The following is a 23,072-nucleotide window of genomic DNA, read 5'->3' as shown; positions in this document are numbered from 1 at the left end:
CCGAATGTACTCCTCGCCCCTGGAGGCCCTGATGTCGTCACGCCGTATCACGCCGGTCATCGCGCTCGGAGCCGTCGCGCTCCTGACGCTCGCAGGTTGCTCGGGAGGGAACTCGGCGAACAACTCCGAGTCGTCCCAGGGCACCGACTCCCTCGTCATCGACACGGCGTTCTCCATCGAGACCGCCGACCCGGGTCACACGTACGACCCGACCGGGAACATGATCGCGAAGGCGCTGTACGAGACCCTCGTCGACTTCGAGGGCTCCGACGTGTCGACTCCCGTCCCCGGCCTGGCGTCGTGGGAGCAGAACGACGAGGCCACCGAGTTCACCTTCACGCTCGAAGGCGACCGCGTGTTCTCCGACGGCTCGCCCATCGAGGCCAAGGACGTCGTGTTCTCGCTCCAGCGCATCCAGGGCATGGCCGACGCGAAGCCGAACTTCCTCCTCGGCGGCCTCACCATCGAGGAGGTCGACGAGAAGACCATCCGGTTCACCTCCGAGACCCCGCTGCTGCAGCTTCCGGCCATCCTGGCGAACCCGGCGCTCGGCATCGTCAACGCCGACGTCGTCATGGAGAACGGCGGCGCCACCGACGGCACCGACAGTGCACAGGGCTTCCTCGACGGCGAGTCCGCCGGATCCGGACCGTTCGTGCTCGACACGCTCGACCTCAGCTCGCAGGTCGTGCTGAAGAGCAACGACGAGTACAACGGCGACGAGGAGTCCGCCTTCAGCCGCGTCGTCGTGCGCAACGTCTCCGAGAGCGCGACCCAGCTCGCGAACCTCAAGGGTGGCGACTCGATGGTCGCGATGGACCTCAACGGCGATCAGGTGGCCGGCCTCGGCGACGACATCAGCGTCGACTCGGTCCCGTCCGGTCAGACGATCTTCCTGCTCCTGAACCAGGGCAAGGCCGGCGGCGACCTCGCCAACGTGAAGATCGCGGAGGCGATCCGCTACGCGCTCGACTACGACGCGCTGCTGGAGCTCGCGGGCGCCGGTGCGGTCCAGGCGACCGGCGTCATCCCGCCCGGGTTCGAGGGCGCGCTCGACAGCGGTGTGGAGCAGGACCTCGATAAGGCGAAGGCCGCGCTCGAGGAGGCCGGATACACCGGTCAGACCCTCAAGCTCCAGTTCCCGAACGACTACCCCGTCGGCGGCGTGGAGTTCACGCCGCTCGCGGAGCGCATCCAGGCGCAGCTCGAGGACGCCGGCATCGCCGTCGACCTCGCTCCGGCCCCGTTCGCGACCGAGCTCGACGCCTACGTCAACGGCACCGAGGGCTTCGGCCTGTGGTTCTGGGGTCCGGACTATGCCGACTCGGCGAACTTCCTGCCCTTCGCGCCCGGTCTGAAGGTCGGTCTCCGCGCCGGCTGGGCGGCCGACGCCAACCCGGAGATCGCGGGCATCGCGGCCGGTGCGGCCGCGGCGACCGACCCCGAGCAGCGCACCGAGGCCTTCACCGAGTTCGCCGAGGCCATGCAGGCCGAGGGCCCGTTCGTGCCGCTGATCGTCCCCGGTCGCAACATCTCCTCCGCCTCCAGCGTGTCCGGCGCCGTCTACAACTCCGTGTGGGAGATGGACATCGCCGAGATCCAGCCGGCCGGCTGAGCGGACCGCCATGACGACAGTGGCCGTGCAGAGGCAGGCGCAGCGGCGCCGCTCGCCTCTCGTCGGATACCTGCTGCGGCGGGCCGGGACCTCTCTGCTCCTGTTGGTGGGCGTGACCGTCGTCACGTTCGCGCTCACCAACCTGGTGCCGGGAGACCCGGTCTCGGCCGCGCTCGGTGAGGGCGCGTCGCAGAACCCCGCGACGCGCGAGGCGTTCATCAAGGCGAACGGACTCGACCAGCCACTGTTCGTGCAGTACTTCATCTATATGGGGAACCTGCTCCGCGGGGACCTCGGCACGTCGCTGGTGACCGGACGCCCGGTCACCAGCGACCTCGCCACCGCGGTGCCCGCGACGATCGAGATCGCGATCGGCGCGATCATCGTCAGCCTCGCGGTCAGCATCGTGCTCGGCACGCTCGCGGCCTACCGCCGGGGGCTCGTCACCGACCAGGTCATCCGCGTCGTCACGCTCGTCGGGCTCAGCGTCCCGACCTTCTGGCTCGCGCTGGTCAGCTTCTACGTCTTCTTCCTGGAGCTGCGCATCGCGCCGGGCTCCGGGCGCATCTCGCCGTCGATCACCCCGCCGCCGCGCGTGACCGGGCTCTACACGGTCGACTACCTCCTGAACGGCGACGCGGTCGGCTTCTTCGACGCCCTCGCTCACCTCGCGCTGCCGGTGATGGTGCTCTCGCTCGTCACCATCGGACTGCTGACCCGCTTCATCCGCACCTCGGTGCTCGAGGTCCTCGGCAGCGACTACGTGCGCGCGGCCAGGGCCAAGGGCCTGCCGGCGATGCGCGTCATCCTCGACTACGTGCTCCGCGGCGCATCGCTGCCGATCCTCACCGTGGTGGGTGTCGCGTTCGGTGCCCTGCTCTCCGGAACGGTGCTCGTCGAGTCGGTGTTCGCCTGGCCGGGCCTGGGCACGTACGCCTACAACTCCGCCGCGAACCTCGACCTCCCCGGCATCATGGGCGTCGGTCTCGTGGTCGGCGTCATCTACCTCCTCATCAACTTCATCGTCGACCTGCTCTACGGCGTGCTCGACCCGAGAGTGAGGATCGCATGAGCCGCATCGCCGCCGCGACCCCCGCCGGACGCTTCCGGTTCCGCTGGCCCCGTGCCTGGCGCACGCCGCTCGGCATCATCGGCACCGTCATCGCCGGTGCGTGGATCATCGTGGCGTTCACCGCGCAGTGGTGGGTGCCGTACCCGCCGAACGCGCAGGTGCTGCCGCGTCTGCAGCCGCCGGGCATCGACACGATCCTCGGCACGGACGGCAACGGCCGCGACATCTTCTCGCGCCTGATGACCGGCGCGACGGTCAGCCTGCCGCTCGCCCTCATGCTCGTGATCGCCGCCCTCATCATCGGCACCCTCATCGGCGCGGTCGCCGGGTACTTCGGGCGCGCCGTCGACGAGACGCTCATGCGCATCACCGACCTCTTCATGGCGTTCCCGACCGTGATCCTCGCGATGGTCGTGGCGGCCTCGCTCGGTCCCTCGCTGTTCAACGCCGTCATCGCCGCGATCGTCGTGTCGTGGCCGCAGTACGCCCGCGTCACGCGGAGCATCGTGCTCGGCCTCCGCGGACAGAACTACGTCATCGCGGGCCGCCTGCTCGGCCACTCGCCGCTGCGGACGCTCTTCGTCGACATCCTTCCGAACATCGCCGGCCCGGTCCTCGTGCTCGCGACGCTCGACATCGGCGCCGCGATCCTGCTCCTCTCCGGCCTCTCCTTCCTCGGTCTCGGCGCGCAGCCGCCGACGGCGGAGTGGGGGTCGATGATCTCCGGGGCGATGCAGAACTTCGACGCCTGGTGGCTCGGAGTCTTCCCCGGCCTCGCGATCCTCACCGTGGTCCTCGCCTTCAACTTCCTCGGCGACGCGATGCGCGACGTGCTCGACCCGACCGCCGAGATGACGCACGAGAAAGAGGCCGAGCACAAGGCCTCCGCGACGGGGGTGCCCGCATGACCGCGCAGACCACGGCCGCGCTCAGCATCTGCGACCTCACGATCGACATCGGCCGCCCGCTCGTCCAGGGGGTGTCGCTCGAGCTCGAACCCGGGCGCATCCACGGGCTCGCGGGGGAGTCCGGCTCCGGCAAGACGCTCACGTCTCTTGCGGTGCTCGGGCTGCTTCCGCGGCAGGCGAAGACCGGCGGCTCCATCCTCCTCGCGGGGGAGGAGCTCGTCGGCCGCACCCGACGCGGGTTCAACCGCATCCGCGGGAAGCGCATCGCGATGGTCTTCCAGGATCCGTCGGCCTCGCTGCACCCGCAGCTGCCGGTGGGCCGCCAGCTCACCGACCACATGCGCGTGCACCTCGGACTCAAGGGCGCGGCCGCGCGCGACCGGGCGGTGGAGCTGCTCCAGACCGTCCAGGTGCCGAATCCGGTGGAGGCGTTGAAGCGGTATCCGCACCAGTTCTCCGGCGGACAGCGACAGCGCATCGCGATCGCGTGCGCCCTCGCGTGCGACCCGGAGGTGCTGCTCGCGGACGAGCCGACGACCGCCCTCGACGTGACCGTGCAGGCGGGCATCCTGAAGCTGCTGCGGGATCTCGCGACCGAGCGGAACCTCGCGGTCCTGCTGGTGACGCACGATCTGGGCGTGATGAGCGCGATCGCCGACACCGTGGCTGTGATGAAGGACGGCCGCATCGTCGAGCTCGCCGATCGGGAGACGCTGTTCCGCGACCCGCAGCACGAGTACACGCGCATGCTGCTCGCCGCCCTGCCCGGGTCGCGCATCGACGAGAGCCCGGAGGAGGCCGCGGATGAGTGAGGTCAGCGTCCTCGACGCGCGCGACGTGGTGGTGCGCTACCCCGGCAACCCGCCCGTGATCGCGGTGAACGGCGTCTCGCTGAGCGTGGCGGCCGGTGAGACGGTCGCCCTCGTGGGCGAGTCCGGCAGCGGTAAGTCGAGCCTGGCCCGCGCCGTCGTCGGCATCGAGAAGACCGCCGCCGGAACCGTGTCGTTCCGCGGTGCCCCCGTCGCGCCGCTGGGCATCCGTCGGCGCGCGACGGCACTCACCGGCATCCAGATGGTCTTCCAGGACCCGGCGACCTCGCTGAACCCGCGACGGCGGATCGGCGACCAGATCTCCGACGGCATCGCGACCGCTCGCGCGCGCGGTGCCGCCGGCTCCACCGTGGAGGAGTGGCTGGAGCGCGTGGGACTGCCCGCGGCGGTGCGCACCCGCTTCCCGCACCAGTTCTCCGGCGGTCAGAAGCAGCGCATCGCGATCGCCCGAGCACTCGCCGCGCGGCCCTCCCTGCTCGTGGCCGACGAGCCCATCTCCGCGCTCGACGCCTCCACGCAGACGAGTGTCGCGGGACTCATGCGCGACCTCGTGGCGGAGTCCGGTGCCGGGATGCTCTTCATCTCCCACGACCTCGCCGTCGTGCGTCGCATCGCCGACCGCACTTTCGTGATGTTCGGCGGGCGGGTTCTCGAATCCGGGCCCACCGACGAGCTGTGGGCGGCGCCGCGTCATCCCTATACGCAGGCGCTGCTCGCCGCGATCCCGGAACCGGACGGCACCGGCCGCATCCCCGATGCCCCCTCCGCCGACGACCGCGCGGTCTGGGCCGAGGTGCCTCCCGTCGCCTACTGACGCCGGATACAGCGAAGGGCCGGAGCGTGCGCTCCGGCCCTTCGCGTGTCTCGTCCGATCAGAGCGGCGCGACGATGTCCTGCTTCACGTCCCACTCGGTGATCTCGAGGGCGATGTCGAACGACTGTCCCTCGACCGTGGCGGAGCTGGTGGAGGCGAGGTTGACGTAGTCGTCGGTGACCTCGAACACGACGTCGACCGGGGTGCCGCCCTGCTCGACCGAACCGCTCACCAGGTAGACCTTCTGGCCAAGGCGCTCGCCGGTGCCGGTCACGGTGAACTCGCCCGTGATGGCCTTCGCCGTCTCGGCGGGGTCCATCGCGGTGACGTCCTTCGCGGTGGTGCTGAGGCCGGCGATGATCGGGTCGCTCGACGACGGGTCGGCCGTCTGCCAGTCGCTCGACGGCGACTTCACCCACACGTCGTCGCCGATCGCGACGATCGAGCCCATCGGGGAGAGCGACTCGAGAGCCTTCTCGGACGGGTTGAAGCGCGTGGTGGACTCCATGCCCATCACGGTGGTCTTGGCGGCGTAGCCGGCGGTGTCGGTCATGGCCTCGGCGATGCAGGCACCGAGCGCCGAGCCGTCGACCGATGCGCCCTCGCTGAGCTCGGGGCAGTCGCTGGACGGCGCTTCGGCCTCCTGCGACGCGGCTCCGCTCGGCTTCGATTCCGCCGGCTTGTCCGACGCTCCCGCCGTGCAGCCGGTGAGCATGACGGCGGCGGCGAGCACGACGCCGACCCCCCACTTGTTGACGCGCATGGCGCCCCCCTCCAGGTCCTGTGCCGATGACCGTCACCAGGCACGCCCTCCAGCATGCCAAGATCCGTCGGGATCCGCGGGAGGCAACTCCGAGGATTCTCCGCTAGACTGTGCAGGTTGTCTGCCTTCCGGCACCCACTCGGGTGCCCACGGCGGACACGTGCACACACCCTCCTGCTCCCGGGAAAGTCCCGAGAGCCGTTCTAGTCCGAAGGAGGTGGGTAAGTGACGCACCAGTACGAACTCATGGTCATTCTGACCCCCGAGATCGACGAGCGCCAGGTCGCCCCGACGCTCGACAAGTTCCTGAAGGTCATCACCAACGATGGTGGCTCGATCGAGAACGTCGACATCTGGGGCAAGCGCCGTCTCGCCTACGAGATCCAGAAGAAGACCGAGGGCATCTACGCCGTCGTCAACTTCACCGCGACCAGCGCCGCCACGCAGGAGCTCGACCGTCAGCTCAAGCTGAACGAGCAGATCATGCGCACCAAGGTGCTCCGCGCCGAAGAGGCTCAGGCGATGATCGCTTCCGAGGCCAAGCGCTCCGAAGAGAAGGCTGCCCGCAAGGCCGCCAAGGCTGCGAAGGCCTAAGTCTCATGGCCGGCGAAACCGTCATCACCGTGGTGGGCAACCTCACCGCCGACCCCGAGCTGCGCTACACGCAGAACGGGCTGCCGGTGGCGAACTTCACCATCGCATCGACGCCTCGCAACTTCGACCGTGCCGCGAACGAGTGGAAGGACGGCGAAGCGCTGTTCCTCCGGGCGTCGGTGTGGCGCGAGTTCGCCGAGCACGTGGCGGGCTCGCTCACCAAGGGCATGCGCGTGATCGCGCAGGGCCGTCTGCGTCAGCGCTCCTACCAGGACCGCGAGGGCAACCAGCGCACCGCGATCGAGCTGGAGGTCGACGAGATCGGCCCCTCGCTTCGGTACGCGACCGCGCAGGTCACCCGTGCGGCTTCGGGCGGGGGCGGCGGACAGTCCCGTCCCGCGCAGCAGCAGCAGGTGTCGGAGGAGCCGTGGTCCACTCCCGGCTCGTCGACCAGCGCCGATGCCTGGAGCACTCCGGGCAGCTTCGGCGACGACACCCCCTTCTGAAAACACTTCTTCACGGGTGGGTCCCTGAGCTTGTCGAAGGGCCGCACCCCGCTCATCACTAAGGAAAAACAATGGCTGGAAAGTCGAGCGGCGACCGCCGCAAGCCGCGGAAGGGTGGCAAGCCCACCGCTCCCGCGAAGTCCATCCGGGTCGGGGTCATCGATTACAAGGATGTCGCCACCCTCCGCAAGTTCGTGTCGGAGCGCGGCAAGATCCGTGCCCGTCGCATCACCGGTGTGTCGGTGCAGGAGCAGCGTCTGATCGCTACCGCGATCAAGAACGCGCGCGAGATGGCGCTCCTGCCCTACGCTGGCGCCGGCCGGTAAGGGGTACTGAGATGGCAAAGCTGATTCTCACGAACGAGGTCGCCGGGCTGGGTAGCGCCGGTGACGTGGTCGAGGTCAAGAACGGGTACGCCCGCAACTACCTCATCCCCCAGGGCTTCGCTACGGCGTGGACCCGTGGTGGCGAAAAGCAGGTCGCGTCGATCCAGGCCGCGCGTCAGGCACGCGCGATCCACGACCGCGACGAGGCCGTGGCGCTGAAGAACACGCTCGAGGGCACCAAGGTGCGCCTCGCGGTGAAGGCCGGCAAGGAAGGCCGTCTGTTCGGCTCGGTGAAGACCGCCGACGTCGCGGAGGCCGTCACGGCTGCGGGCCTCGGTTCGATCGACAAGCGCAAGGTGCACATCACGTCGCCCATCAAGGTGACCGGTGAGCACGAGGCGACCGTGCGTCTGCACGAGGACGTCACCGCGGTCATCACGCTGCAGGTCATCGCCGCCAAGTAAGGCACGATGCGTCGAAAGCCCCCTGTCCTTCGGGACGGGGGGCTTTCGTCATCCTAGGCTTCTCCTCATGACGGATGACGTTCGCAATGTGCAGGAAGCCCTCTCCACCATCCATGAGCACTGGCAGCCGCACCGGCTCACGAGCGTCAACGACTACGACGTGAAGGTCGTGAAGCTGCAGGGCGAGTTCGTGTGGCACACGCACCCGGAGACCGACGAGCTGTTCCTCGTGGTGAGCGGCCGGCTGACGATCCAGTTGCGGGACCGGGATGTGGTCCTGAACCCGAACGATGTCTTCGTCGTTCCTCGGGGCGTTGAACATTGCCCGAAGGCCGAGGGCGAGGTGCAGGCGATCCTCATCGAGCCGAAGGGCACCGTCAACACGGGGGACGCGGGCGGCGACATGACCGCGGCCCTGCGAGAGCTCTCCTAGCCGCGAGCGGTTCCGGCCGGAATCGGGCGCACGGATGCCCCGCGGTGGGGGACCGCGGGGCATCCGCCACTTGCGCGGCGGTCAGGGTCGGCAGCGGTGCAGCCAGCTGCACCGTTCGAACGGACGCTGCCGCGCACCGGCGGGGGCGAGTCTCCTCCCCCGAGGAATCGCCGCCGCCGGGGCTCAGCGCTCACGCCGTGCGACGGCGCAGCAGGCCCGCACCTCCCAGCATCAGCAGGGCGGCCAGCACCCACATCCACGCGGCGGGAGCGCCACCGGTCATCGCGAGACCGCTGACCTCCCCCGTCGCGGCGGCACCGGCAGCCCAGGGCATGCTGGTCGTGCCGGAGCCGGCGCTCGGGGTCGTTCCCGTGTTCGTACCGGGGTCGGTTCCGGGGTTCGTGCCCGGGTCGGTGCCGGGGTCCGTGCCCGGGTCGGTTCCGGGGTTCGTACCCGGGTCGGTGCCGGGGTCCGTGCCGGGGTCCGTGCCGGGGTTCGTGCCCGGATCGGTGACCGTGCTCTCACCGACGATGGAGATCGCGTTCCCGCCGATCGTGATCGGCAGCGTCACCGGGAGCTCCAGCTGGGTGCCGCCGAGGATGCTGTCGTCTCCGCCGGTGGTGCTGCCGCCGGTCGCGGGTGCGGCCGGTGCGGGGGCGGTGCCGCCGGTGGTGCCGGTGACGGTGGCGTCGTCGGTGACGGAGATGGCGTTGCCGGTGAGGCCGATGGGGGCCGTCACGGGCGCGACCACCTGCGAGCCGCCGAGGATGCTGTCGTCTCCGCCGGTGGTGCTGCCGCCGGCCGCAGGTGCGGTCGGGCTGGCGCTACCGCCGGTGCGGGACACATCGCTGTCGCCGAGGAGCGAGATGGCGTTGCCGCCCACCGTGACGGGGGCCGTCACCGGAGCGACGACCTGCGTCCCGCTCGCGGTGCTGTCCTCGCCCGAGGTGGTCGACCCGGTCGCGGGTGCGGCCGGTGCAGGGGTGCTGCCGCCGGTGGTGCCGGTGACGGTGGCGTCGTCGGTGGCGGAGATGGCGTTGCCGGTGAGGCCGATGGGGGCCGTCACGGGCGCGACCACCTGCGAGCCGCCGAGGATGCTGTCGTCTCCGCCGGTGGTGCTGCCGCCGGCCGCCGGTGCGGTCGGAGTGGAGCCACCGGTGGAGCCGGAGACGGTGGCGTCATCGAGGAGCGAGATCGCGTTGCCGGTGACGCCGATGGGGGCCGTCACCGGAGCGACGACCTGGGTGCCGCTCGCGGTGCCGTCCTCGCCCGAGGTGCTCGACACGGTCGCCGGAGCAGACGCCGGTGCTGCGGCGCTCTCTCCCTCGGCGGCCGACTCGGAGTCACCGAGCAGCGAGATGGCGTTGTCCGACACGGTCACCGGCGCGTTGACCGCCACCAGGGCCTGGGTGCCCGAGAGCACGCCCTCCAGGCCGTCCGTGTCGAGGGAAAGCACCCCGGCCGCGTCAGGGGCCTGGGGAGCCGCGCTCTGGGGAGGAGCGGCGGCCGGGGTGCTGGTCGAGGAGTCGTCGGTGAGGCTGACGGCGTTGTCCGTCACCGTGACGGGCAGGTTCACCGTCACCACGGCCTGGGTGCCGGAGGCGGTGCCGTCGGCGCCGCTGGTCTGCGGTGCCGGAGCGGGTGCCGGTGCGGGGGCCGGTGCCGGGGCGGGTGCCGGAGCGGGTGCGGGTGCAGGGGCGGGTGCCGCTGCCGCATCGCCGAGCACGCTGATCGCGTTGTCGACGACCGTGATCGGGGCCGTGATCGGCGCCACGGCCTGGGTGCCGGAGAGCAGTCCGTCGTCTCCGGATGTCTCGGCTGCGTTCGCAGCCGTCGCGCCGAGCAGGGTGATCCCGCCGGCGATGAGCGTGCCCCAGAGGACGCGCTTCGCGTAGGTACGCATGATGGTTCTCCTGACGTGTACGAGTGTCTGATGGGTGCGCGCGAGGAAGTGCGCGCGCAGCACGGCATCTGTCATCCCGTGGGATGACGTGACACTCCGTCAGTCGGGAGAGACGTCGGTGTCGGCGACCGGCGCGCCCGGAAGGGCGTCGTCGACGGCACCGGAGACCCGCTCCCAGGCACGGAGCGGGGTGACGCCCGTGTCGCCGAGGCGAGCGTGGGCGGCGGAGAGGCCTCCGGCCGAGGTGGCGGAGGAAGAAGCGGGGATGCTCGGGGCACCGGGAGGCGCGCCGAACGGCTCAGGAGAGGGGTCACCGGGCGCGGCATCGGCTTCCCCGGGAGCGGAGGCGACGGCGGCCGCAGACGCCGCGAGAAGCGCGGAGTCCTGGCCCGCACGCGCGGTGCTCGCCGTCACGGGAGTGGACGGCGCCGGAGTGACCGCCCCGCGGATGAGCGGGGCGGCGACCGGGACCCCGCCGCCGGGAGCGGCCGGCGGGGACGCGGGGTCCTGCGGGGTCAGTGCCTCGAGCACGGGCGGCACGGTCTCTTCGGCGATGCCGCCGATCAGACCGGTCGTCCCGTCAAGGACGCCGACCACGTCGCCGACGAGGTCGATCGCACCCGAGTCCACGACGATGCCGCCCACGATCGGAAGACCGCCGACGAGATCGAGCACCGGGTCCGTGATCTGGGAGACCGGGGCGGAGCCGAGCAGGTCGGTCACGGGCTCGACGACCGCTTCGGCGGTGTCGGCGACCGCGTCGAGAACGGGAGCAGTGGTGTCCCCGACGACGGGGACCTGGGCGACCGTCTCGGTCACCGTCTGGACGACCTCGGGAGCGGCCTGCTGCACGGGGGCGGCGGTCTCGCGCACCACCGGTGCGACGACCTGCTGCACCACCGGGGCGACGACCTCCTGCACGACGGGAGTGGCGACCTGGTTCACGACCGGAGCCACGACGTCGCTCACGACCGGCTTCGTCACCGCGGTCACCGTCTCGGACACGACCGACGTGAGGCTGTCGAGCGGACCCTTCGGCTGCTCATCCGCCTGGGCGGAGCCGCCGCCGGTGAGGACCGTCAGCGCGGCCCAGGCGAGCGCGCCCAACCCACCCCAAAGGACGGCGGTGGGTACGCCGCGCCGGGTGGTCCGAGCGTCCACGTCGTCCTCCCCCTCTGAAGGTCAACGTCCATTCGACACGGGTGCGTCGATGGGGAGCAGAATACTCGCCGACCCCCTGCCTGTCCAGGGGCGTTTACATCCGATTCGGGTCGTGTCAGATCGTGACGCGCCCGGCGAAATCCCGGCTTGACTTTCCCCAGGTTCTGCACATGTCCCTCGCGGAGGGGAAACCTTCAACGCGCAATTTAAGCTCGTTTTCATCCACAGCCTGGGGAAACGATTAATCCCTGTTCATGTAGCAGAAAAAAGTTTCCTTCCCACATCATCCACCGGGTTATCCACACCCGTTCTGCACAGACACTCCGAGATTCTCCGCACGCTGTCCACATGGTTATCCACAGGCTGTGTTGCACCGTGTGGAGACCGCTCATAGCGTGGTCGAGCGACCGAATGTCGGGGGCTCCTGTTTGTCTGGGGATGGCCGCCGAGCGGCCGCGGCCCCCGCACCGGCATCCGCGGATGCGCGCGCCGGGGTCCGCCTCAGAACCGTCGCATCGAAGGGAACACAGTGTCGATCGCCGACATCTCCGAGGAGCGCCTGGGAGGGCAGCGCCCGCCCGAGCGCACCCCTCCGCACGACCTCCTCGCCGAGCAGAGCGCCCTGGGCGGCATGCTCCTGTCGAAGGATGCGGTCGCCGACGTGATCGAGACGCTAAAGGGCGCCGACTTCTACATCCCCAAGCACGAGCTCATCTTCGAGGCGATCCTCTCGCTCTACTCGCACGGCGAGCCGACCGACGTCGTCGCGGTGACCGACGAGCTCATCAAGACGGGCGAACTCAGCAAGGCCGGCGGCGCCGACTACCTGCACACCCTCACCTCGATCGTCCCGACCGCGGCCAACGCCGGGTACTACGCCGGCATCGTCTCCGAGCGCGCCATCCTCCGCCGCCTCGTCGACGCCGGGACGCGCATCGTGCAGCTCGGCTACGACGGCCAGGGCGACGCGACCGACATCGTCAACAACGCGCAGGCCGAGATCTACTCGGTGACCGGCTCGGAGACGGCCGAGGACTACGTGCCACTGACCGTCGCCGTCGACGCGGCGGTCGAGGAGATCGAGGCGGCGAACGGCCGCGACGGCTCCATGACCGGCATCCCGACCGGATTCCGCGAACTCGACGAGCTCACCAACGGCCTGCACGGCGGGCAGATGATCGTGGTCGCCGCGCGACCCGCGATGGGAAAGTCGACCCTGGCCCTCGACTTCGCGCGCGCCGCCTCCATCGGTCACGACTTCCCCTCGATCTTCTTCTCTCTCGAGATGGGCAAGAGCGAGATCGCGATGCGTCTGCTCAGCGCGGAGGGGGCGATCCCGCTGCAGAACATGCGCAAGGGGACGCTCGACCCGCGCGACTGGACGACGGTCGCCGCGACCCGCGGCCGCATCAACGACGCTCCGCTCTACATCGACGACAGCCCCAACATGACGCTGGTCGAGATCCGCGCGAAGTGCCGGCGGCTGAAGCAGCGCGCCGGTCTGCGCATGGTCATCATCGACTACCTGCAGCTGATGACGTCGGGCAAGCGCGTCGAGTCGCGTCAGCAGGAGGTTTCGGAGTTCTCGCGAAGCCTGAAGCTCATCGCCAAGGAGCTGCAGGTGCCGGTCATCGCGCTGTCGCAGCTGAACCGTGGTCCCGAGCAGCGCCAGGACAAGAAGCCCGCCATCAGCGACCTCCGAGAGTCCGGCTCGATCGAGCAGGACGCCGACATGGTCATCCTGCTGCACCGCGACTCGGTCTACGACAAGGACGTCCGTCCGGGCGAGGCTGACCTCATCGTGGCCAAGCACCGTAACGGTCCGACCGCGACCATCACCGTCGCCTTCCAGGGGCACTACTCCCGGTTCGCCGACATGGCCCCGGGCGGCGACTTCAACTGAGCTGTCGGCGGTTCCCGGCGAAGTCTCCCGCCTCCTCGCGGAGGCGGAGTCGCACGCGACACGGACGCGTCGTCGAGAATGCGGTCACGTGATCGATCTCCACCGGTCCGCCGGCGCGGGCCAGCACTGACCGCATCAGCTCCTCGTGGACGCGGCAGATCACGGACTGGTCGTCGGTCAGGAGCACGTGGAACCGGCAGGGGAAGAGTTCGACCGTCAGCGCCTTCTCGTCGACCTTCGGCCGGAGGCCCACGTCGTCGAGGTGATGCACGAGGGCGTCGAGCTGATGCGTCGCCGCCAGTGGGAGCCCTGACCGGGTGGCGGGCAGGACGGCGCGCATGAGCTCGCCCTGCCGGATGGCCTCCTGGAGGCGACGATCCTCCACCTCGTTCGGCTCGGTCGGGAGCACGGGCGAGAAGCGCAGCCGAGGCCGCCCCCGGCGTCCGGTGTGCTCGATCTCGGAGCGCACGAGACCCTCGCCCTCCAGGACGCGCAGGTGATCGCGCAGCGTGTTGACGTGCAGCCCCAGACGCGGGGAGAGATCGGCGAGACCGGCGCCCGGGGCGTCCATGAGGGCGGCGAGGACGCGCAGCCGGCTGCTCTGCGCGAGCCCGCGGTAAGCATCGGTAGGACGTGGCATGTTACCCATTATCCGCCGACTCGCGCGTTCGGGGGTCGTTCTCCCCGGCCCGCGGTGCCGCGCCCGTCGACCTAGGCGACGTCGATCGGCGACGACTCCAGGACGAGCTGCGCGGTGTCCCTGGCGAGGACGAAGGGGGCGGCGAACGTCCCCATGCCGACGGTGACGATGGCGCCCTCGTAGAGGAGCATCAGGGTCTCGGCGAGGCGGGACGGATCGCGGAAGCCGGCCTCCGTGCAGAGGTGGGCGAAGACGGCCAGCAGCCACTCCTTCTCGCGGCGGGCTTCGGCGAGCACGAGCGGGGAGTCGCCGGCGCCGTCGATCTCCGCGCGCGCGTTGATCGCGCTGCAGCCCTTGCCGCTGTTCCCCGGAACCCAGGAAAGGGCGGCGTCGAAGACGGCGAGGATCCGCGCGGCACCCGGTTCCGGCACGGTCGCGAGGTGTCCGTCGAGGTGTTCCCGCCACCGCGCATCCCGATGCTGGAGATAGGACACCACGAGCGCCTCCTTCGACCCGAAGCGGTCGTAGAGCGTCTTCTTGGTGACCCCGGCGGCCGCGGCGATGGTGTCGACCCCGATCGCATGGATGCCGCGTTCGTAGAAGAGAGCGGAGGCGGCGTCGAGAACCCGGCGCGCGCCGGGGGTGAGCGGGGCGAGTTCCGGGACGGGGAGGGTCATGCGCCGAGTATACCTACCTGTATAGTCGAGGAATGAGTAGACAGATCGGTATACTCCGGACGGCCGTGACCGTGGGGGCGGCCGCGGCCTTCGTGCTCACCTGGAGCTCGGGCTTCCTCATCCCGGCCGTCGCCACCACCGATGTCGATCCGCTCACGCTGCTCGTCTGGCGGTTCGCCCCGGTCGCGGTCGTGCTGATCGCCGTCTCCGCCGTCACCCGCGCCGGGAGAGGGGTGCGTGCGCGGGAGTACGGGATCCAGACCGTCATCGGGCTGCTCGCGCAGTTCGGGTACTGCGTGGCCGTGTACGCGGCCGTCGCCGCCGGGATCGCCACCGGCACCGTCGCGCTCATCGATGCCGTCCAGCCGCTCCTCGTCGCCGTCCTCGTGGGCCCCGTGCTCGGTCTCCGGGTGCGCGGAGCCCAGGTGGCAGGTCTCGTGGTCGGCGCGGGGGGCGTGCTGCTCGTCGTGCAGTCGCAGTTCGGGGCGGGGTCGGCACCGCCGGTCGCCTATCTCCTGCCCGCGATCGCGATGGTGTGCCTCGTCATCGGCACCCTGGTGCAGCGCCGCACCGCCGTGCGCACCGGGGTGCTGCTCACCCTCACGATCCACGTCACCGCGACCGCCGTGCTGCTGGTGATCGTCGGGGCCCTGTCCGGAGCGCTCGTTCCGCCGGCCCGTCCCTCCTTCTGGATCGCCGTGGTGCTGACCGCGATCTTCCCCACCCTGGGTGCGTACGGGTTGTACTGGTGGCTGCTGCGCCGCATCGGCATCACCGCGCTGCAGGCCCTGCTCTTCCTCGTCGCTCCCGCGACCGCGATCGGCGGTGCGTTGCTGCTCGGCGAACCGCTCACCGTCACGACGCTGGCGGGGTTCGCCCTCTGCGGCGCGGGAGTGACCGCGGTGCTGGTGAGCGAGGCGAGGGCGACCCGGGCGGAGGCAGCGCCGGAGGACGAGCAGCCGCGCGACCCTCAGGGCCGGACGCGGACGGCCCGGCCCTCGAAGGTCACCACGTCGCCGTCGCGGAGCTGACGCCCGCGGCGCCGGTCCACCTCGCCGTTCACGGTGACGTAGCCATCGATGATGACCTCCTTCGCGTCGCCTCCCGAATCGAGCAGACCAGCGAACTTGAGGAACTGCCCGAGGCGGATGACCTCGCCGCCGATGGAGACCTCGTCGATCGGATCGGAGTTCGTCATCCTTGCATGCTAGCCGTCGGGCGTGCGGTCACTCGTCGACGTCGGTGCCGACGACGGCGAACGAGGCGTCGAAGGAGATGTCGATCGAGCGGTTGTCGGTCGTGAGGACGGAGGCGTCGTAGGGGCTCACATCGTCGGCGTCCACGTCGAGATCCGTGATCATGCCCTCTGCCTCGGCCAGAGCGGCGTCGACGAGCGTGCGGATGGTCTCCTCGTCGAGGGTGAGCGTCGGACCCTTGTCGTCATCGTCCGCGGCATCTGTCGACACCACGGTCGCCGCGAGATCGTCGTCCACGCGCACCTCGGTCTCGTCGCCGGTGGCGGCGGTCAGCTGCACCTCCCAGGTGCCGTCACGCTTCGCGTCGATCGAGGTCACCTCGCCGTCCGCGGCGTCCTGAGCGGCCGCGGCGATCGCGACGAGCTCGTCGGCGTCGTCGGTGCCGATGCCGGTCACAGGGCCGCGGTCTCCGCTGGGGCGGACGTCGCCGCCGGGGCGGTCACCGCGGTGCTCGCTGCGCGGACCGTGACCGCCGTCATGGCGGGGTCCTTCGAGGGCGGGACGATCGTCGTCATCGCCGAACTCGTCACCGATCGCGGCGCCCACCGCCACGCCTCCGCCGGCGAGCAGCACCGCGGCAGCGATCCCGCCGCCGATGAGCAGGGCGCGCTTGCGTCCGGGCTTCGCCGGTGTCGCGGCGGCGGCCGGGGCCTCCGGCGCGGCGGGTGCGGGTGCGCCAGGGTCGGCGCTCGGCGTGACCGGCACGGTCGGGGCGTCGGGGTTCGCGTCGGCGGTCGTGTCATGGCCGGCGGGGGAGCCCAGTCCGGCGTTCTGGTCCTGGCCCGCGCTCGGGCCGGCGGGTGCCGAGTTCTGACCCGCGGCGTCGTTCTCGTCCGGCGCGGGGTTCTGGTCGGGAGCAGGAGTCTTGTCGTTCATGCTCCGATGCTCTCCCGGGGGCGCTGAAGCCACCCTGAAGCCACCTGAAGCCCCGTTCAGGAACCGATATCTCGGGCACGACTTCGGAGCTCGGGAACGACACGCCGTCCGGGGTGGGCCGCCGCCGGGGTGTCGGCGGAGATCTCCGAAGCTGTGCGCGGGCGCGGGGTCAGGAGAGAGGGGCGGCCAGGGGGAGGGTGACGGTGAAGCGGGCGCCGCCCCAGCGGGACGTGTCGACCGTGATCGAGCCGTGGGCGGCGGTGGTAATGCCGTGGGCGATCGCGAGACCGAGCCCGCTGCCCCCCGCATCGCGGCTGCGCGCCTCGTCGAGCCGGACGAAGCGTTCGAAGATGCGGTCCCGCTCCTCCGGCGGGACCCCGGCGCCGTCGTCTTCGACCGTGACGACCACATGACCCGCCTGCTGGTGCACCCCGATCGCCACGTGGCCGTTGCTGTGCCGGGCGGCGTTGTCGGCGAGGTTGCGCAGCAGCTGACCGAGCAGACGCGGGTCGCCGGACGTACGGGCCGCGCCGATACCGGAGCCGTCGACGTCGAGCCCCGCGGCGCGCAGCCGGCGCACCTCTGCGAGGGCGAGATCGTCGAGATCCACCGGCTCCGTGGCACCGGTGGCGCCTTCGTCGAGGCGGGCGAGCAGCAGCAAGGACTCCACGATGCCCTGGAGGCGCAGCCCCTCCTCGGACACGACCTCGGCGAGCTCATCGATGCTCGTCACCTCCGGATGCGCCTGCGCGAGCTCGGCATGCTGACGGATCGTCGCCAGCGGAGACCGGAGCTCGTGCGACGCATCGGAGACGAAGCGCCGTTGCGCGGTCGCCGCCGCATCGAGACGATCCAGCATGCCGTTCATCGTGATGGCGAGGGAGTGGATCTCGTCCGCGGTGTCGGGAACGGGCACCCGATGATCCAGGCGCTCGGCCGTGATGCCCTCGACCTCCTGACGGATGCGGGTCACCGGGCGCAATGCCCGCCCGGTGACGAGCCAGGTCGTGACGGCCACGAGCAGCAGCAGGGTGGGGACGGCGATCACGAGCAGCGTCGCCACGGTCCCCAGGGTCTCGTCGCCCTCCTCCATCGACACCGCCAGAACGAGGGTCTGGTCGCCCTGGACCTCTTCCGATACGACGATCATCGGCTCCCCGTCGACCCGGATGACCTGCGGGTCGTCGTCCACGGGCAGCGGGGTGGTGCCGAGCGCATCCGCGGCCTCCTCGCTGGAGGCGCGGACCGTCCCGTCCCGGCCGAGCAGCTGCACGAGGTCGTCATCGAGCTGGTCGGGTCCGCGGCGACCCGGACCGTCGAAACGCCCGGCGAGCTCCTCCAGCCGCTGCTCCGCCGCCCGTTCGGCGCTGCCGTGGATGCTCGCGCGCAGCACCCCGTAGAAGGAGAACGCCCCGACGAGCAGGGCCACCGCCACGACGAGGGTGGCGCCGAGCGTCGTCCGGCCGCGCACCGAACGCCACACCCGCCTAGCCACCGTTCGCCGCCAGTCGGTAACCGGCGCCGCGGATGGTCTCGATCGCCTCGCGTCCGAAGGGCTTGTCGACCTTGCGGCGGAGGTGGCCGATGTACACCTCGACGATGTTCGGGTCACCGTCGAAATCGTCGTCCCAGACGCCGGCGAGGAGGTCGCGCTTCGACAGCACCTGCCCCCGGTGCCGCATCAGATGCTCGAGCACCGCGAACTCGCGGGCTGTGAGGGAGATCGGGGTCTCGCCGCGCCAGACGTGGTGTCCGGAGGGATCCAGCCGCAGGTCGCCGGCCTCCAGGATCGTCGGTCGTGCCACCGCACCGCGGCGCACGAGTGCCCGGAGCCGGGCCACGAGGATCGCGAACGAGAAGGGCTTGGTGACGTAGTCGTCGGCGCCGCTCTCCAGCGCCTCCACCTGATCCCATTCGCCGTCTTTGGCGGTGAGCATCAGCACGGGAGTCCAGTTCTCCTCGGCGCGCAGAGCCTCGCACACCTTCCAGCCGCTCATGCCCGGCATCATCAGGTCGAGCACGATGGCGTCGTAGCGGGTCTCCCGTGCGCGCCACAGGCCGTCGACGCCGTTGTGGGCGACGTCGACGGCGAAGCCCTCGGCCTCGAGCCCGCGGCGCACGCCCTCGGCCAGCCGCACCTCGTCGTCCACCACCAGGATCCGCATCCCCCCAGTGTGGCCGGTGATCGCTGAAGCCGGGCTGAAGCGCCCGCGCGCGTGCGGTCAGCCGAGCCGCGACTGCAGGGTGCGGATGACATCGCCGAGCGCCCCCGACGCGAGCAGCCCCGGGCCGAGCGGTCCCGCGGCGTCCGTGCCGAGGGGCGGAAGGGCGCGGAGGGCAGCGGCTGCGTCGGGGTGGAGCAGGTCGAGCTGCGCTTCGATCTCGGTGGCGGTCGCGGTGGGGTCGTCGGGACGTGCGAGTCCGACGGCCACCGCGGCATACGCCGCCGCCCCCAGCGCGTGTGCCCCCATGTGCGCGACCCCCGCAGCCTGCGCGGCCGACCGGGCGGCGGCACGGCCGACGGGGGTCTGCGCGCTCGCCGCGGCACGGCCGGCGACGAACCGCCGACGGATCTCCTCCGCCGCCGTCAGCTCCCCGCGGGCGAAGGCCCGTGTGCGCGTGATCGCGTCGCGGGCCCGGTCGTCGGCGGGGGCCTCACGTTCGAAGAGCGGCAGCACGCGCTCCGCGCATTCCGCCGCCCAGACGGCGACCCTCTGCCGCTCCGCCTCGGTCATGCCCTGTGTCGTGCCCACGGGGACACGCTAGCGGGAGCCTGCGACGCGCGCCCGGAGTTCGGCGATCAGCGGATTCCCGTCGAGGGGGTCGGTGATGACCGCGTCCACGGCGTCGAACGCCACGACCGGATATCGCGAGACCGCGCCGATCTTCTCCTCGCTCGCCAGCACGACGGTCTCCGCGCACCGTGCGGCGAGAGCCCGCTTGGTGACGGCATCGTCCAGCTCGCCGGTGGTGAAGCCGGCGACGGGGTCGGCGCCGGTCACGCCCAGGAAGAAGACGTCCGCCGCGAGGTGCTGCACCGCTTCCATCGCCAGGGCGCCGCCGGTGACCATCGAGTGCCGGGACAGCTCTCCGCCGACGAGGATCAGTCGCGCGTCGGAGTGCGCGGCCACGGCCAGAGCCACCGCGGGACTCGGCGTGATCACCGTGAGGCTCGCAGCGGCGGGGAGCAGGCGGGCCAGGGCCAGCGTGGTGGTGCCGCCGTCCAGCACGATGGTGGACCCGGGGCGGATGTGGGCGACCGCTGCGCGGGCGACGCGCTCCTTGCTCTCGGTGGCCACGGTGGCGCGCTCGCCGACCGGCCGGTCTGCGGCGGGCACCGGGATGGCGCCGCCGTAGACGCGGAGCAGGCGGCCCTCGTCGGCGAGTTCGCGGAGATCGCGACGGATCGCGTCCTCCGAGACGCCGAGGTCGGCGGCGACGTTTTTCGCTACGACCCGGCCCTCGCGGTCGAGAAGAGCGAGCAGATGGTCTTTGCGCTGAGCGGCGAGCATGTGTTTCCTCACGAAATTGCACGTTCTTGCATGTTTCAGACTACAGTCATCGGCATGACGAAACCACTCCTCATCCTCATCGCCGGCCCCTATCGTTCCGGCACCGGCGGCGACCCGGCCCTCATCGCCCGCAACCTCGCGACCCTCGAGGAGGCCGCCGGTCCGATTTTCCGGCTCGGCCACGTGCCGATGATCGGGGAGTGGGTGGCCCTGCCGGTCCTGCGCACGCTCGACGACGGCGGGGCGGCGGACGGCGACGTGATGTACGAGACTGCCCACCGCCTCCTCCAGCACTGCGACGCGGTGCTGCGTCTGCCGGGGGAATCGGCGGGCGCGGACCAGGACGTCGCCATCGCCCGCGAGCGCGGACTGCCCGTCTACCGCTCGGTGGAGGAGATCCCGGTCGCCATGACTCCGTAGGCTGGAGGCATGACCAAGAACATCTGGACCGTCCTCGGCGTCATCCTCGCCGTCGTGATCGCGTGGTGGATCGTCAGCGCGCTGTTCTCGGTGCTCTGGTTCATCGCGAAGCTCGCCATCGTCGCGGTCGTGGCCGTGGTGGTCTTCCTCGTGCTGCGGAGCCTCTTCACCCGCGACGCCGACTGACCCCTTTTGAATCGCGCACTTCGCGGCCGAACCGGCCGTTCTGCCGCACAGTGCGCGACTCGGAAGTCAGAGGCGGTACCGGGCGGCGCGGTGGGTGGAGGCGACCCGGTCGCCGCGGCCGTGCAGCTTGTGGCGGAGCGTGCCGGGCACGTACTCCTCGGGGTAGGCGCCGCGCTCCCGCAACACGGGGATGACGTGCTCGATGACGTCCTGCCAGGTGCCGGGGGTGACGGCGTAGGCGAGATTGAAGCCGTCGATGTCGGTCTGCTCGACCCACGACTGCAGCTCGTCGGCGATCTCGACCCCGGATCCGACGATCGTCGGGCCGAGCCCGCCGATCGCGTTGTGGCGACCGAAGTCGCCCACCGTCCACTCGCGGCCGAGATCGGCCTCTTCCTTCAGATGCTGCAGCACGGACTGGATCGCGTTCGACTCGACGTTCCCGACCGGCTCGTCCTCGGCGTACTGCGAGAGGTCGACACCCATCCACCCCGACATGAAGGTGAGCGCCCCCTCCGGGCTCGCGTAGGAGAGGTACTCGGCGTGCTTCGCGGCCGCCTCCTCGCTCGTCGCCGCCGTGATCACCGTGAGCAGCGTGTAGATGCGGGCGTCGTACCGATCACGGCCCGCGGCCTCGAGAGCATCGCGGATGCGCTTCACCGTCCCGGCGAGGACCTCCTTGGAGGGGGCCGCGACGAAGATGGCCTCCGCGTTCTCGGCCGCGAACCGCACCCCGCGCGGGCTCGCGCCGGCCTGATAGATCACCGGCGTGCGCTGCGGCGACGGCTCGGAGATGTGGATGCCGGGAACGCTGAAGTGCTTCCCCTCATGCCGGATCGGATGCACCTTCGACGGATCGGTGAAGATGCCGCGCTCGCGGTCCTCCACCACCGCGTCGTCCTCCCACGATCCCTCCCAGAGCTTGTAGAGCACCTCGACGTACTCGTCCGCGTGGTCGTAGCGGTCGTCGTGGGCGAGCTGGTCCTCCTGGCCCATGTTGCGCGCGGCGCTGGGCAGATAGCCGGTCACGACGTTCCAGCCGACACGGCCCTGGGTGAGGTGGTCAAGCGTGCTGAGGCGGCGCGCGAACGGGTAGGGGTGCTCGAACGCGGTGCCGGCGGTGACCCCGAAGCCCAGGTGCTCGGTCACCGCGGCCATCGCGCTGACCAGGAGGATCGGGTCGTTCACGGGCACCTGGGCGCCGTTGCGGATGGCGGCCTCGTTCGTGCCGCCGTAGACGTCGTAGGTGCCCAGGACGTCGGCGATGAAGATGCCGTCGAAGGTCGCGCTCTCCAGCAGCTTCGCGAGGTCTGTCCAGTACGAGAGGGTGTTGTACTGCCGCGACCGATCGTCGGGGTGCCGCCACAGGCCGGACGACTGGTGGGCGACGCAGTTCATGTCGAAGGCGTTGAAACGGATCTGCCGGGTCATGCCCCCATGAAACGGGACCGGAGCGCGTCGAGGCGAGCGACGGCGACACGCACCGAAACAATCCGCGGTGCGGGTCAGACCTCGTCGTCCGGACGGCGGGGGCTCGGGTCGGGAGGAAGGATCTCGATCGGGCGCGCGGCCTGTCGCTGCGCTCGCCACCAGATCACGAACCCGACCGCGGTGAAGACGCCGTAGAACACGTACATGAGGCCGGTCGCGTAGTAGCCGGAGCTGAACAGCAGCGGCACCCCCACCACGTCCACGGCGATCCAGATGAGCCAGAACTCGGTCCAGCCCTTCGCCATGCCGTAGGTCGCGAGCAGCGACCCGACGAAGGTCCAGGCGTCGGCCCACACCGGCTCCCACGAGCCGAGGGCGCGGAACAGGGGCGTGAGCGCCACAGTGCCGACGACGAGCACGACGACGAGGCCGATCCGGGCCCGCGTCGGCGCCCACCGCGGCACAATGCGACCGCCGTCGGCGTTCCGCCAGCGGATCCACCCGTAGATCGCGACGGCGATGAACATGATCTGCCGCCCCGCCTGGCCGAGCAGGTGGGGGAGCGACGGGTCCGGGCTCAGCGCGGAGCCGAGGAACACCGTCAGCAGCAGGACGTTGCCGACGATGCCGACCGGCCATGCCCAGACCTTCCGCCGCATGCCGCCGAGGGCGCTCGCGAGCCCGAACGCGTTCCCGACGACCTCACGCACCAGGAGGGTCTGCCCGCCCGGCAGCACCCAGGACGAGGAGAAGGCGTCGACGAGCCACTGCAGGAAGCCCAT

The 23,072-nt window shown here is 70.7% G+C and carries 27 protein-coding genes; 14 read left to right on the top strand and 13 right to left on the bottom strand.

Annotated features, from left to right (window positions below; genetic code table 11):
- Positions 1–31 precede the first annotated feature (31 nt).
- From KAF39_RS04165 to KAF39_RS04145, 5 genes are read left to right on the top strand one after another with little or no spacing between them, the layout of a single operon-like run.
- Complete coding sequence (locus tag KAF39_RS04165; protein WP_210676088.1) at positions 32–1,615, top strand: ABC transporter substrate-binding protein; 1,584 nt, start codon at positions 32–34, stop codon at positions 1,613–1,615.
- Positions 1,616–1,625: 10 nt separating this feature from the next.
- A complete protein-coding gene (locus KAF39_RS04160; protein ID WP_210676087.1) occupies positions 1,626–2,687 on the top strand; it encodes an ABC transporter permease in 1,062 nt (353 codons plus the stop codon).
- Positions 2,684–3,595, top strand: coding sequence for an ABC transporter permease (locus tag KAF39_RS04155; protein WP_210676086.1), 912 nt, complete (start codon positions 2,684–2,686; stop codon positions 3,593–3,595). Before KAF39_RS04160 ends, KAF39_RS04155 begins: the two co-directional genes overlap by 4 nt.
- Entirely contained in the window at positions 3,592–4,407 is an 816-nt protein-coding gene (locus tag KAF39_RS04150) for an ABC transporter ATP-binding protein (RefSeq protein WP_210676085.1), read from the top strand. Before KAF39_RS04155 ends, KAF39_RS04150 begins: the two co-directional genes overlap by 4 nt.
- On the top strand, positions 4,400–5,239 hold the full coding sequence (locus tag KAF39_RS04145; RefSeq protein ID WP_210676084.1) for an ABC transporter ATP-binding protein: 840 nt from the start codon (positions 4,400–4,402) through the stop codon (positions 5,237–5,239). The genes KAF39_RS04150 and KAF39_RS04145 overlap by 8 nt, the downstream gene beginning before the upstream one ends.
- A gap of 58 nt (positions 5,240–5,297) precedes the next feature.
- Here the strand turns inward: KAF39_RS04145 and KAF39_RS04140 are convergent, their stop codons facing one another.
- Positions 5,298–6,002: a hypothetical protein gene (locus tag KAF39_RS04140; protein ID WP_210676083.1), complete on the bottom strand. Its 705-nt coding sequence runs from the start codon at positions 6,000–6,002 to the stop codon at positions 5,298–5,300.
- Positions 6,003–6,227: 225 nt separating this feature from the next.
- On the opposite strand from KAF39_RS04140, the gene rpsF reads away from it, so the two are divergent.
- From rpsF to KAF39_RS04115, 5 genes are all read left to right on the top strand, one after another.
- Positions 6,228–6,596, top strand: coding sequence for a 30S ribosomal protein S6 (gene rpsF, locus KAF39_RS04135; protein ID WP_021201450.1), 369 nt, complete (start codon positions 6,228–6,230; stop codon positions 6,594–6,596).
- Positions 6,597–6,601: 5 nt separating this feature from the next.
- Positions 6,602–7,102, top strand: a complete 501-nt coding sequence (locus KAF39_RS04130; RefSeq protein ID WP_149083942.1) for a single-stranded DNA-binding protein — start codon at positions 6,602–6,604, stop codon at positions 7,100–7,102.
- A 71-nt stretch (positions 7,103–7,173) separates the two neighbouring features.
- A complete protein-coding gene (gene rpsR / locus KAF39_RS04125; RefSeq protein WP_017829850.1) occupies positions 7,174–7,428 on the top strand; it encodes a 30S ribosomal protein S18 in 255 nt (84 codons plus the stop codon).
- Positions 7,429–7,439: 11 nt separating this feature from the next.
- On the top strand, positions 7,440–7,892 hold the full coding sequence (rplI, locus tag KAF39_RS04120) for a 50S ribosomal protein L9 (RefSeq protein WP_210676082.1): 453 nt from the start codon (positions 7,440–7,442) through the stop codon (positions 7,890–7,892).
- 67 nt (positions 7,893–7,959) lie between these two features.
- Positions 7,960–8,325, top strand: coding sequence for a cupin domain-containing protein (locus KAF39_RS04115; RefSeq protein WP_210676081.1), 366 nt, complete (start codon positions 7,960–7,962; stop codon positions 8,323–8,325).
- A 190-nt stretch (positions 8,326–8,515) separates the two neighbouring features.
- Here the strand turns inward: KAF39_RS04115 and KAF39_RS04110 are convergent, their stop codons facing one another.
- Both KAF39_RS04110 and KAF39_RS04105 read right to left on the bottom strand, forming a co-directional pair.
- A complete protein-coding gene (locus KAF39_RS04110; RefSeq protein ID WP_210676080.1) occupies positions 8,516–10,228 on the bottom strand; it encodes a hypothetical protein in 1,713 nt (570 codons plus the stop codon).
- Positions 10,229–10,327: 99 nt separating this feature from the next.
- Positions 10,328–11,389, bottom strand: coding sequence for a hypothetical protein (locus tag KAF39_RS04105; RefSeq protein WP_210676079.1), 1,062 nt, complete (start codon positions 11,387–11,389; stop codon positions 10,328–10,330).
- 529 nt (positions 11,390–11,918) lie between these two features.
- Here KAF39_RS04105 and dnaB point away from each other — a divergent pair.
- Entirely contained in the window at positions 11,919–13,292 is a 1,374-nt protein-coding gene (dnaB, locus tag KAF39_RS04100; RefSeq protein ID WP_062637804.1) for a replicative DNA helicase, read from the top strand.
- Here dnaB and KAF39_RS04095 read toward each other — a convergent pair.
- Together KAF39_RS04095 and KAF39_RS04090 are read right to left on the bottom strand one after the other, a co-directional pair.
- Positions 13,285–13,932 carry a helix-turn-helix domain-containing protein gene (locus tag KAF39_RS04095; protein WP_210676078.1) on the bottom strand — a complete coding sequence of 216 codons (648 nt, stop codon included), beginning with the start codon at positions 13,930–13,932 and terminating at the stop codon, positions 13,285–13,287. The genes dnaB and KAF39_RS04095 overlap by 8 nt on opposite strands.
- Before the next feature lie 71 nt (positions 13,933–14,003).
- Positions 14,004–14,609: a TetR/AcrR family transcriptional regulator gene (locus KAF39_RS04090; protein ID WP_210676077.1), complete on the bottom strand. Its 606-nt coding sequence runs from the start codon at positions 14,607–14,609 to the stop codon at positions 14,004–14,006.
- A gap of 32 nt (positions 14,610–14,641) precedes the next feature.
- Here KAF39_RS04090 and KAF39_RS04085 point away from each other — a divergent pair, with 32 nt between their 5' ends.
- Positions 14,642–15,640 carry a DMT family transporter gene (locus KAF39_RS04085; RefSeq protein WP_246878222.1) on the top strand — a complete coding sequence of 333 codons (999 nt, stop codon included), beginning with the start codon at positions 14,642–14,644 and terminating at the stop codon, positions 15,638–15,640.
- Here the strand turns inward: KAF39_RS04085 and KAF39_RS04080 are convergent.
- The 6 genes from KAF39_RS04080 to KAF39_RS04055 all read right to left on the bottom strand — a co-directional run bounded on the left by KAF39_RS04080 (position 15,580) and on the right by KAF39_RS04055 (position 20,253).
- Entirely contained in the window at positions 15,580–15,807 is a 228-nt protein-coding gene (locus KAF39_RS04080; RefSeq protein WP_025102805.1) for an RNA-binding S4 domain-containing protein, read from the bottom strand. The genes KAF39_RS04085 and KAF39_RS04080 overlap by 61 nt on opposite strands.
- Before the next feature lie 28 nt (positions 15,808–15,835).
- Complete coding sequence (locus tag KAF39_RS04075) at positions 15,836–16,741, bottom strand: hypothetical protein (RefSeq protein WP_246878221.1); 906 nt, start codon at positions 16,739–16,741, stop codon at positions 15,836–15,838.
- A gap of 169 nt (positions 16,742–16,910) precedes the next feature.
- Positions 16,911–18,236 (bottom strand): HAMP domain-containing sensor histidine kinase, encoded by a 1,326-nt coding sequence (locus KAF39_RS04070; RefSeq protein WP_307805056.1) that lies wholly within the window; start codon positions 18,234–18,236, stop codon positions 16,911–16,913.
- Positions 18,229–18,906, bottom strand: coding sequence for a response regulator transcription factor (locus KAF39_RS04065; RefSeq protein WP_210676076.1), 678 nt, complete (start codon positions 18,904–18,906; stop codon positions 18,229–18,231). The genes KAF39_RS04070 and KAF39_RS04065 overlap by 8 nt, the downstream gene beginning before the upstream one ends.
- Before the next feature lie 57 nt (positions 18,907–18,963).
- Positions 18,964–19,494, bottom strand: coding sequence for a putative immunity protein (locus KAF39_RS04060; protein ID WP_210676075.1), 531 nt, complete (start codon positions 19,492–19,494; stop codon positions 18,964–18,966).
- Between the two features lie 9 nt (positions 19,495–19,503).
- On the bottom strand, positions 19,504–20,253 hold the full coding sequence (locus tag KAF39_RS04055; protein ID WP_210676074.1) for a DeoR/GlpR family DNA-binding transcription regulator: 750 nt from the start codon (positions 20,251–20,253) through the stop codon (positions 19,504–19,506).
- 54 nt (positions 20,254–20,307) lie between these two features.
- On the opposite strand from KAF39_RS04055, the gene KAF39_RS04050 reads away from it, so the two are divergent.
- Both KAF39_RS04050 and KAF39_RS04045 read left to right on the top strand, forming a co-directional pair.
- Entirely contained in the window at positions 20,308–20,673 is a 366-nt protein-coding gene (locus KAF39_RS04050) for a DUF4406 domain-containing protein (RefSeq protein ID WP_210676073.1), read from the top strand.
- A 9-nt stretch (positions 20,674–20,682) separates the two neighbouring features.
- Positions 20,683–20,859, top strand: coding sequence for a hypothetical protein (locus KAF39_RS04045; protein ID WP_025102796.1), 177 nt, complete (start codon positions 20,683–20,685; stop codon positions 20,857–20,859).
- 66 nt (positions 20,860–20,925) lie between these two features.
- Here the strand turns inward: KAF39_RS04045 and KAF39_RS04040 are convergent, their stop codons facing one another.
- Positions 20,926–22,290 (bottom strand): LLM class flavin-dependent oxidoreductase, encoded by a 1,365-nt coding sequence (locus KAF39_RS04040; protein ID WP_210676072.1) that lies wholly within the window; start codon positions 22,288–22,290, stop codon positions 20,926–20,928.
- A gap of 74 nt (positions 22,291–22,364) precedes the next feature.
- Complete coding sequence (pnuC, locus tag KAF39_RS04035) at positions 22,365–23,072, bottom strand: nicotinamide riboside transporter PnuC (protein ID WP_210676071.1); 708 nt, start codon at positions 23,070–23,072, stop codon at positions 22,365–22,367.

Source organism: Microbacterium sp. BLY (assembly GCF_017939615.1).
Classification (GTDB): domain Bacteria; phylum Actinomycetota; class Actinomycetes; order Actinomycetales; family Microbacteriaceae; genus Microbacterium.
This window is presented reverse-complemented; position numbering and strand designations above follow the sequence as displayed.

Coding starts and splice junctions, on each gene's coding strand:
- KAF39_RS04165 (WP_210676088.1), top strand. CDS start 32: ATGTCGTCACGCCGTATCACGCCGGTCATCGCGCTCGGAGCCGTCGCG.
- KAF39_RS04160 (WP_210676087.1), top strand. CDS start 1,626: ATGACGACAGTGGCCGTGCAGAGGCAGGCGCAGCGGCGCCGCTCGCCT.
- KAF39_RS04155 (WP_210676086.1), top strand. CDS start 2,684: ATGAGCCGCATCGCCGCCGCGACCCCCGCCGGACGCTTCCGGTTCCGC.
- KAF39_RS04150 (WP_210676085.1), top strand. CDS start 3,592: ATGACCGCGCAGACCACGGCCGCGCTCAGCATCTGCGACCTCACGATC.
- KAF39_RS04145 (WP_210676084.1), top strand. CDS start 4,400: ATGAGTGAGGTCAGCGTCCTCGACGCGCGCGACGTGGTGGTGCGCTAC.
- KAF39_RS04140 (WP_210676083.1), bottom strand. CDS start 6,002: ATGCGCGTCAACAAGTGGGGGGTCGGCGTCGTGCTCGCCGCCGCCGTC.
- KAF39_RS04130 (WP_149083942.1), top strand. CDS start 6,602: ATGGCCGGCGAAACCGTCATCACCGTGGTGGGCAACCTCACCGCCGAC.
- rpsR (WP_017829850.1), top strand. CDS start 7,174: ATGGCTGGAAAGTCGAGCGGCGACCGCCGCAAGCCGCGGAAGGGTGGC.
- rplI (WP_210676082.1), top strand. CDS start 7,440: ATGGCAAAGCTGATTCTCACGAACGAGGTCGCCGGGCTGGGTAGCGCC.
- KAF39_RS04115 (WP_210676081.1), top strand. CDS start 7,960: ATGACGGATGACGTTCGCAATGTGCAGGAAGCCCTCTCCACCATCCAT.
- KAF39_RS04110 (WP_210676080.1), bottom strand. CDS start 10,228: ATGCGTACCTACGCGAAGCGCGTCCTCTGGGGCACGCTCATCGCCGGC.
- KAF39_RS04095 (WP_210676078.1), bottom strand. CDS start 13,932: ATGCCACGTCCTACCGATGCTTACCGCGGGCTCGCGCAGAGCAGCCGG.
- KAF39_RS04090 (WP_210676077.1), bottom strand. CDS start 14,609: ATGACCCTCCCCGTCCCGGAACTCGCCCCGCTCACCCCCGGCGCGCGC.
- KAF39_RS04085 (WP_246878222.1), top strand. CDS start 14,642: ATGAGTAGACAGATCGGTATACTCCGGACGGCCGTGACCGTGGGGGCG.
- KAF39_RS04080 (WP_025102805.1), bottom strand. CDS start 15,807: ATGACGAACTCCGATCCGATCGACGAGGTCTCCATCGGCGGCGAGGTC.
- KAF39_RS04075 (WP_246878221.1), bottom strand. CDS start 16,741: ATGAACGACAAGACTCCTGCTCCCGACCAGAACCCCGCGCCGGACGAG.
- KAF39_RS04065 (WP_210676076.1), bottom strand. CDS start 18,906: ATGCGGATCCTGGTGGTGGACGACGAGGTGCGGCTGGCCGAGGGCGTG.
- KAF39_RS04055 (WP_210676074.1), bottom strand. CDS start 20,253: ATGCTCGCCGCTCAGCGCAAAGACCATCTGCTCGCTCTTCTCGACCGC.
- KAF39_RS04050 (WP_210676073.1), top strand. CDS start 20,308: ATGACGAAACCACTCCTCATCCTCATCGCCGGCCCCTATCGTTCCGGC.
- KAF39_RS04045 (WP_025102796.1), top strand. CDS start 20,683: ATGACCAAGAACATCTGGACCGTCCTCGGCGTCATCCTCGCCGTCGTG.
- KAF39_RS04040 (WP_210676072.1), bottom strand. CDS start 22,290: ATGACCCGGCAGATCCGTTTCAACGCCTTCGACATGAACTGCGTCGCC.
- pnuC (WP_210676071.1), bottom strand. CDS start 23,072: ATGGGCTTCCTGCAGTGGCTCGTCGACGCCTTCTCCTCGTCCTGGGTG.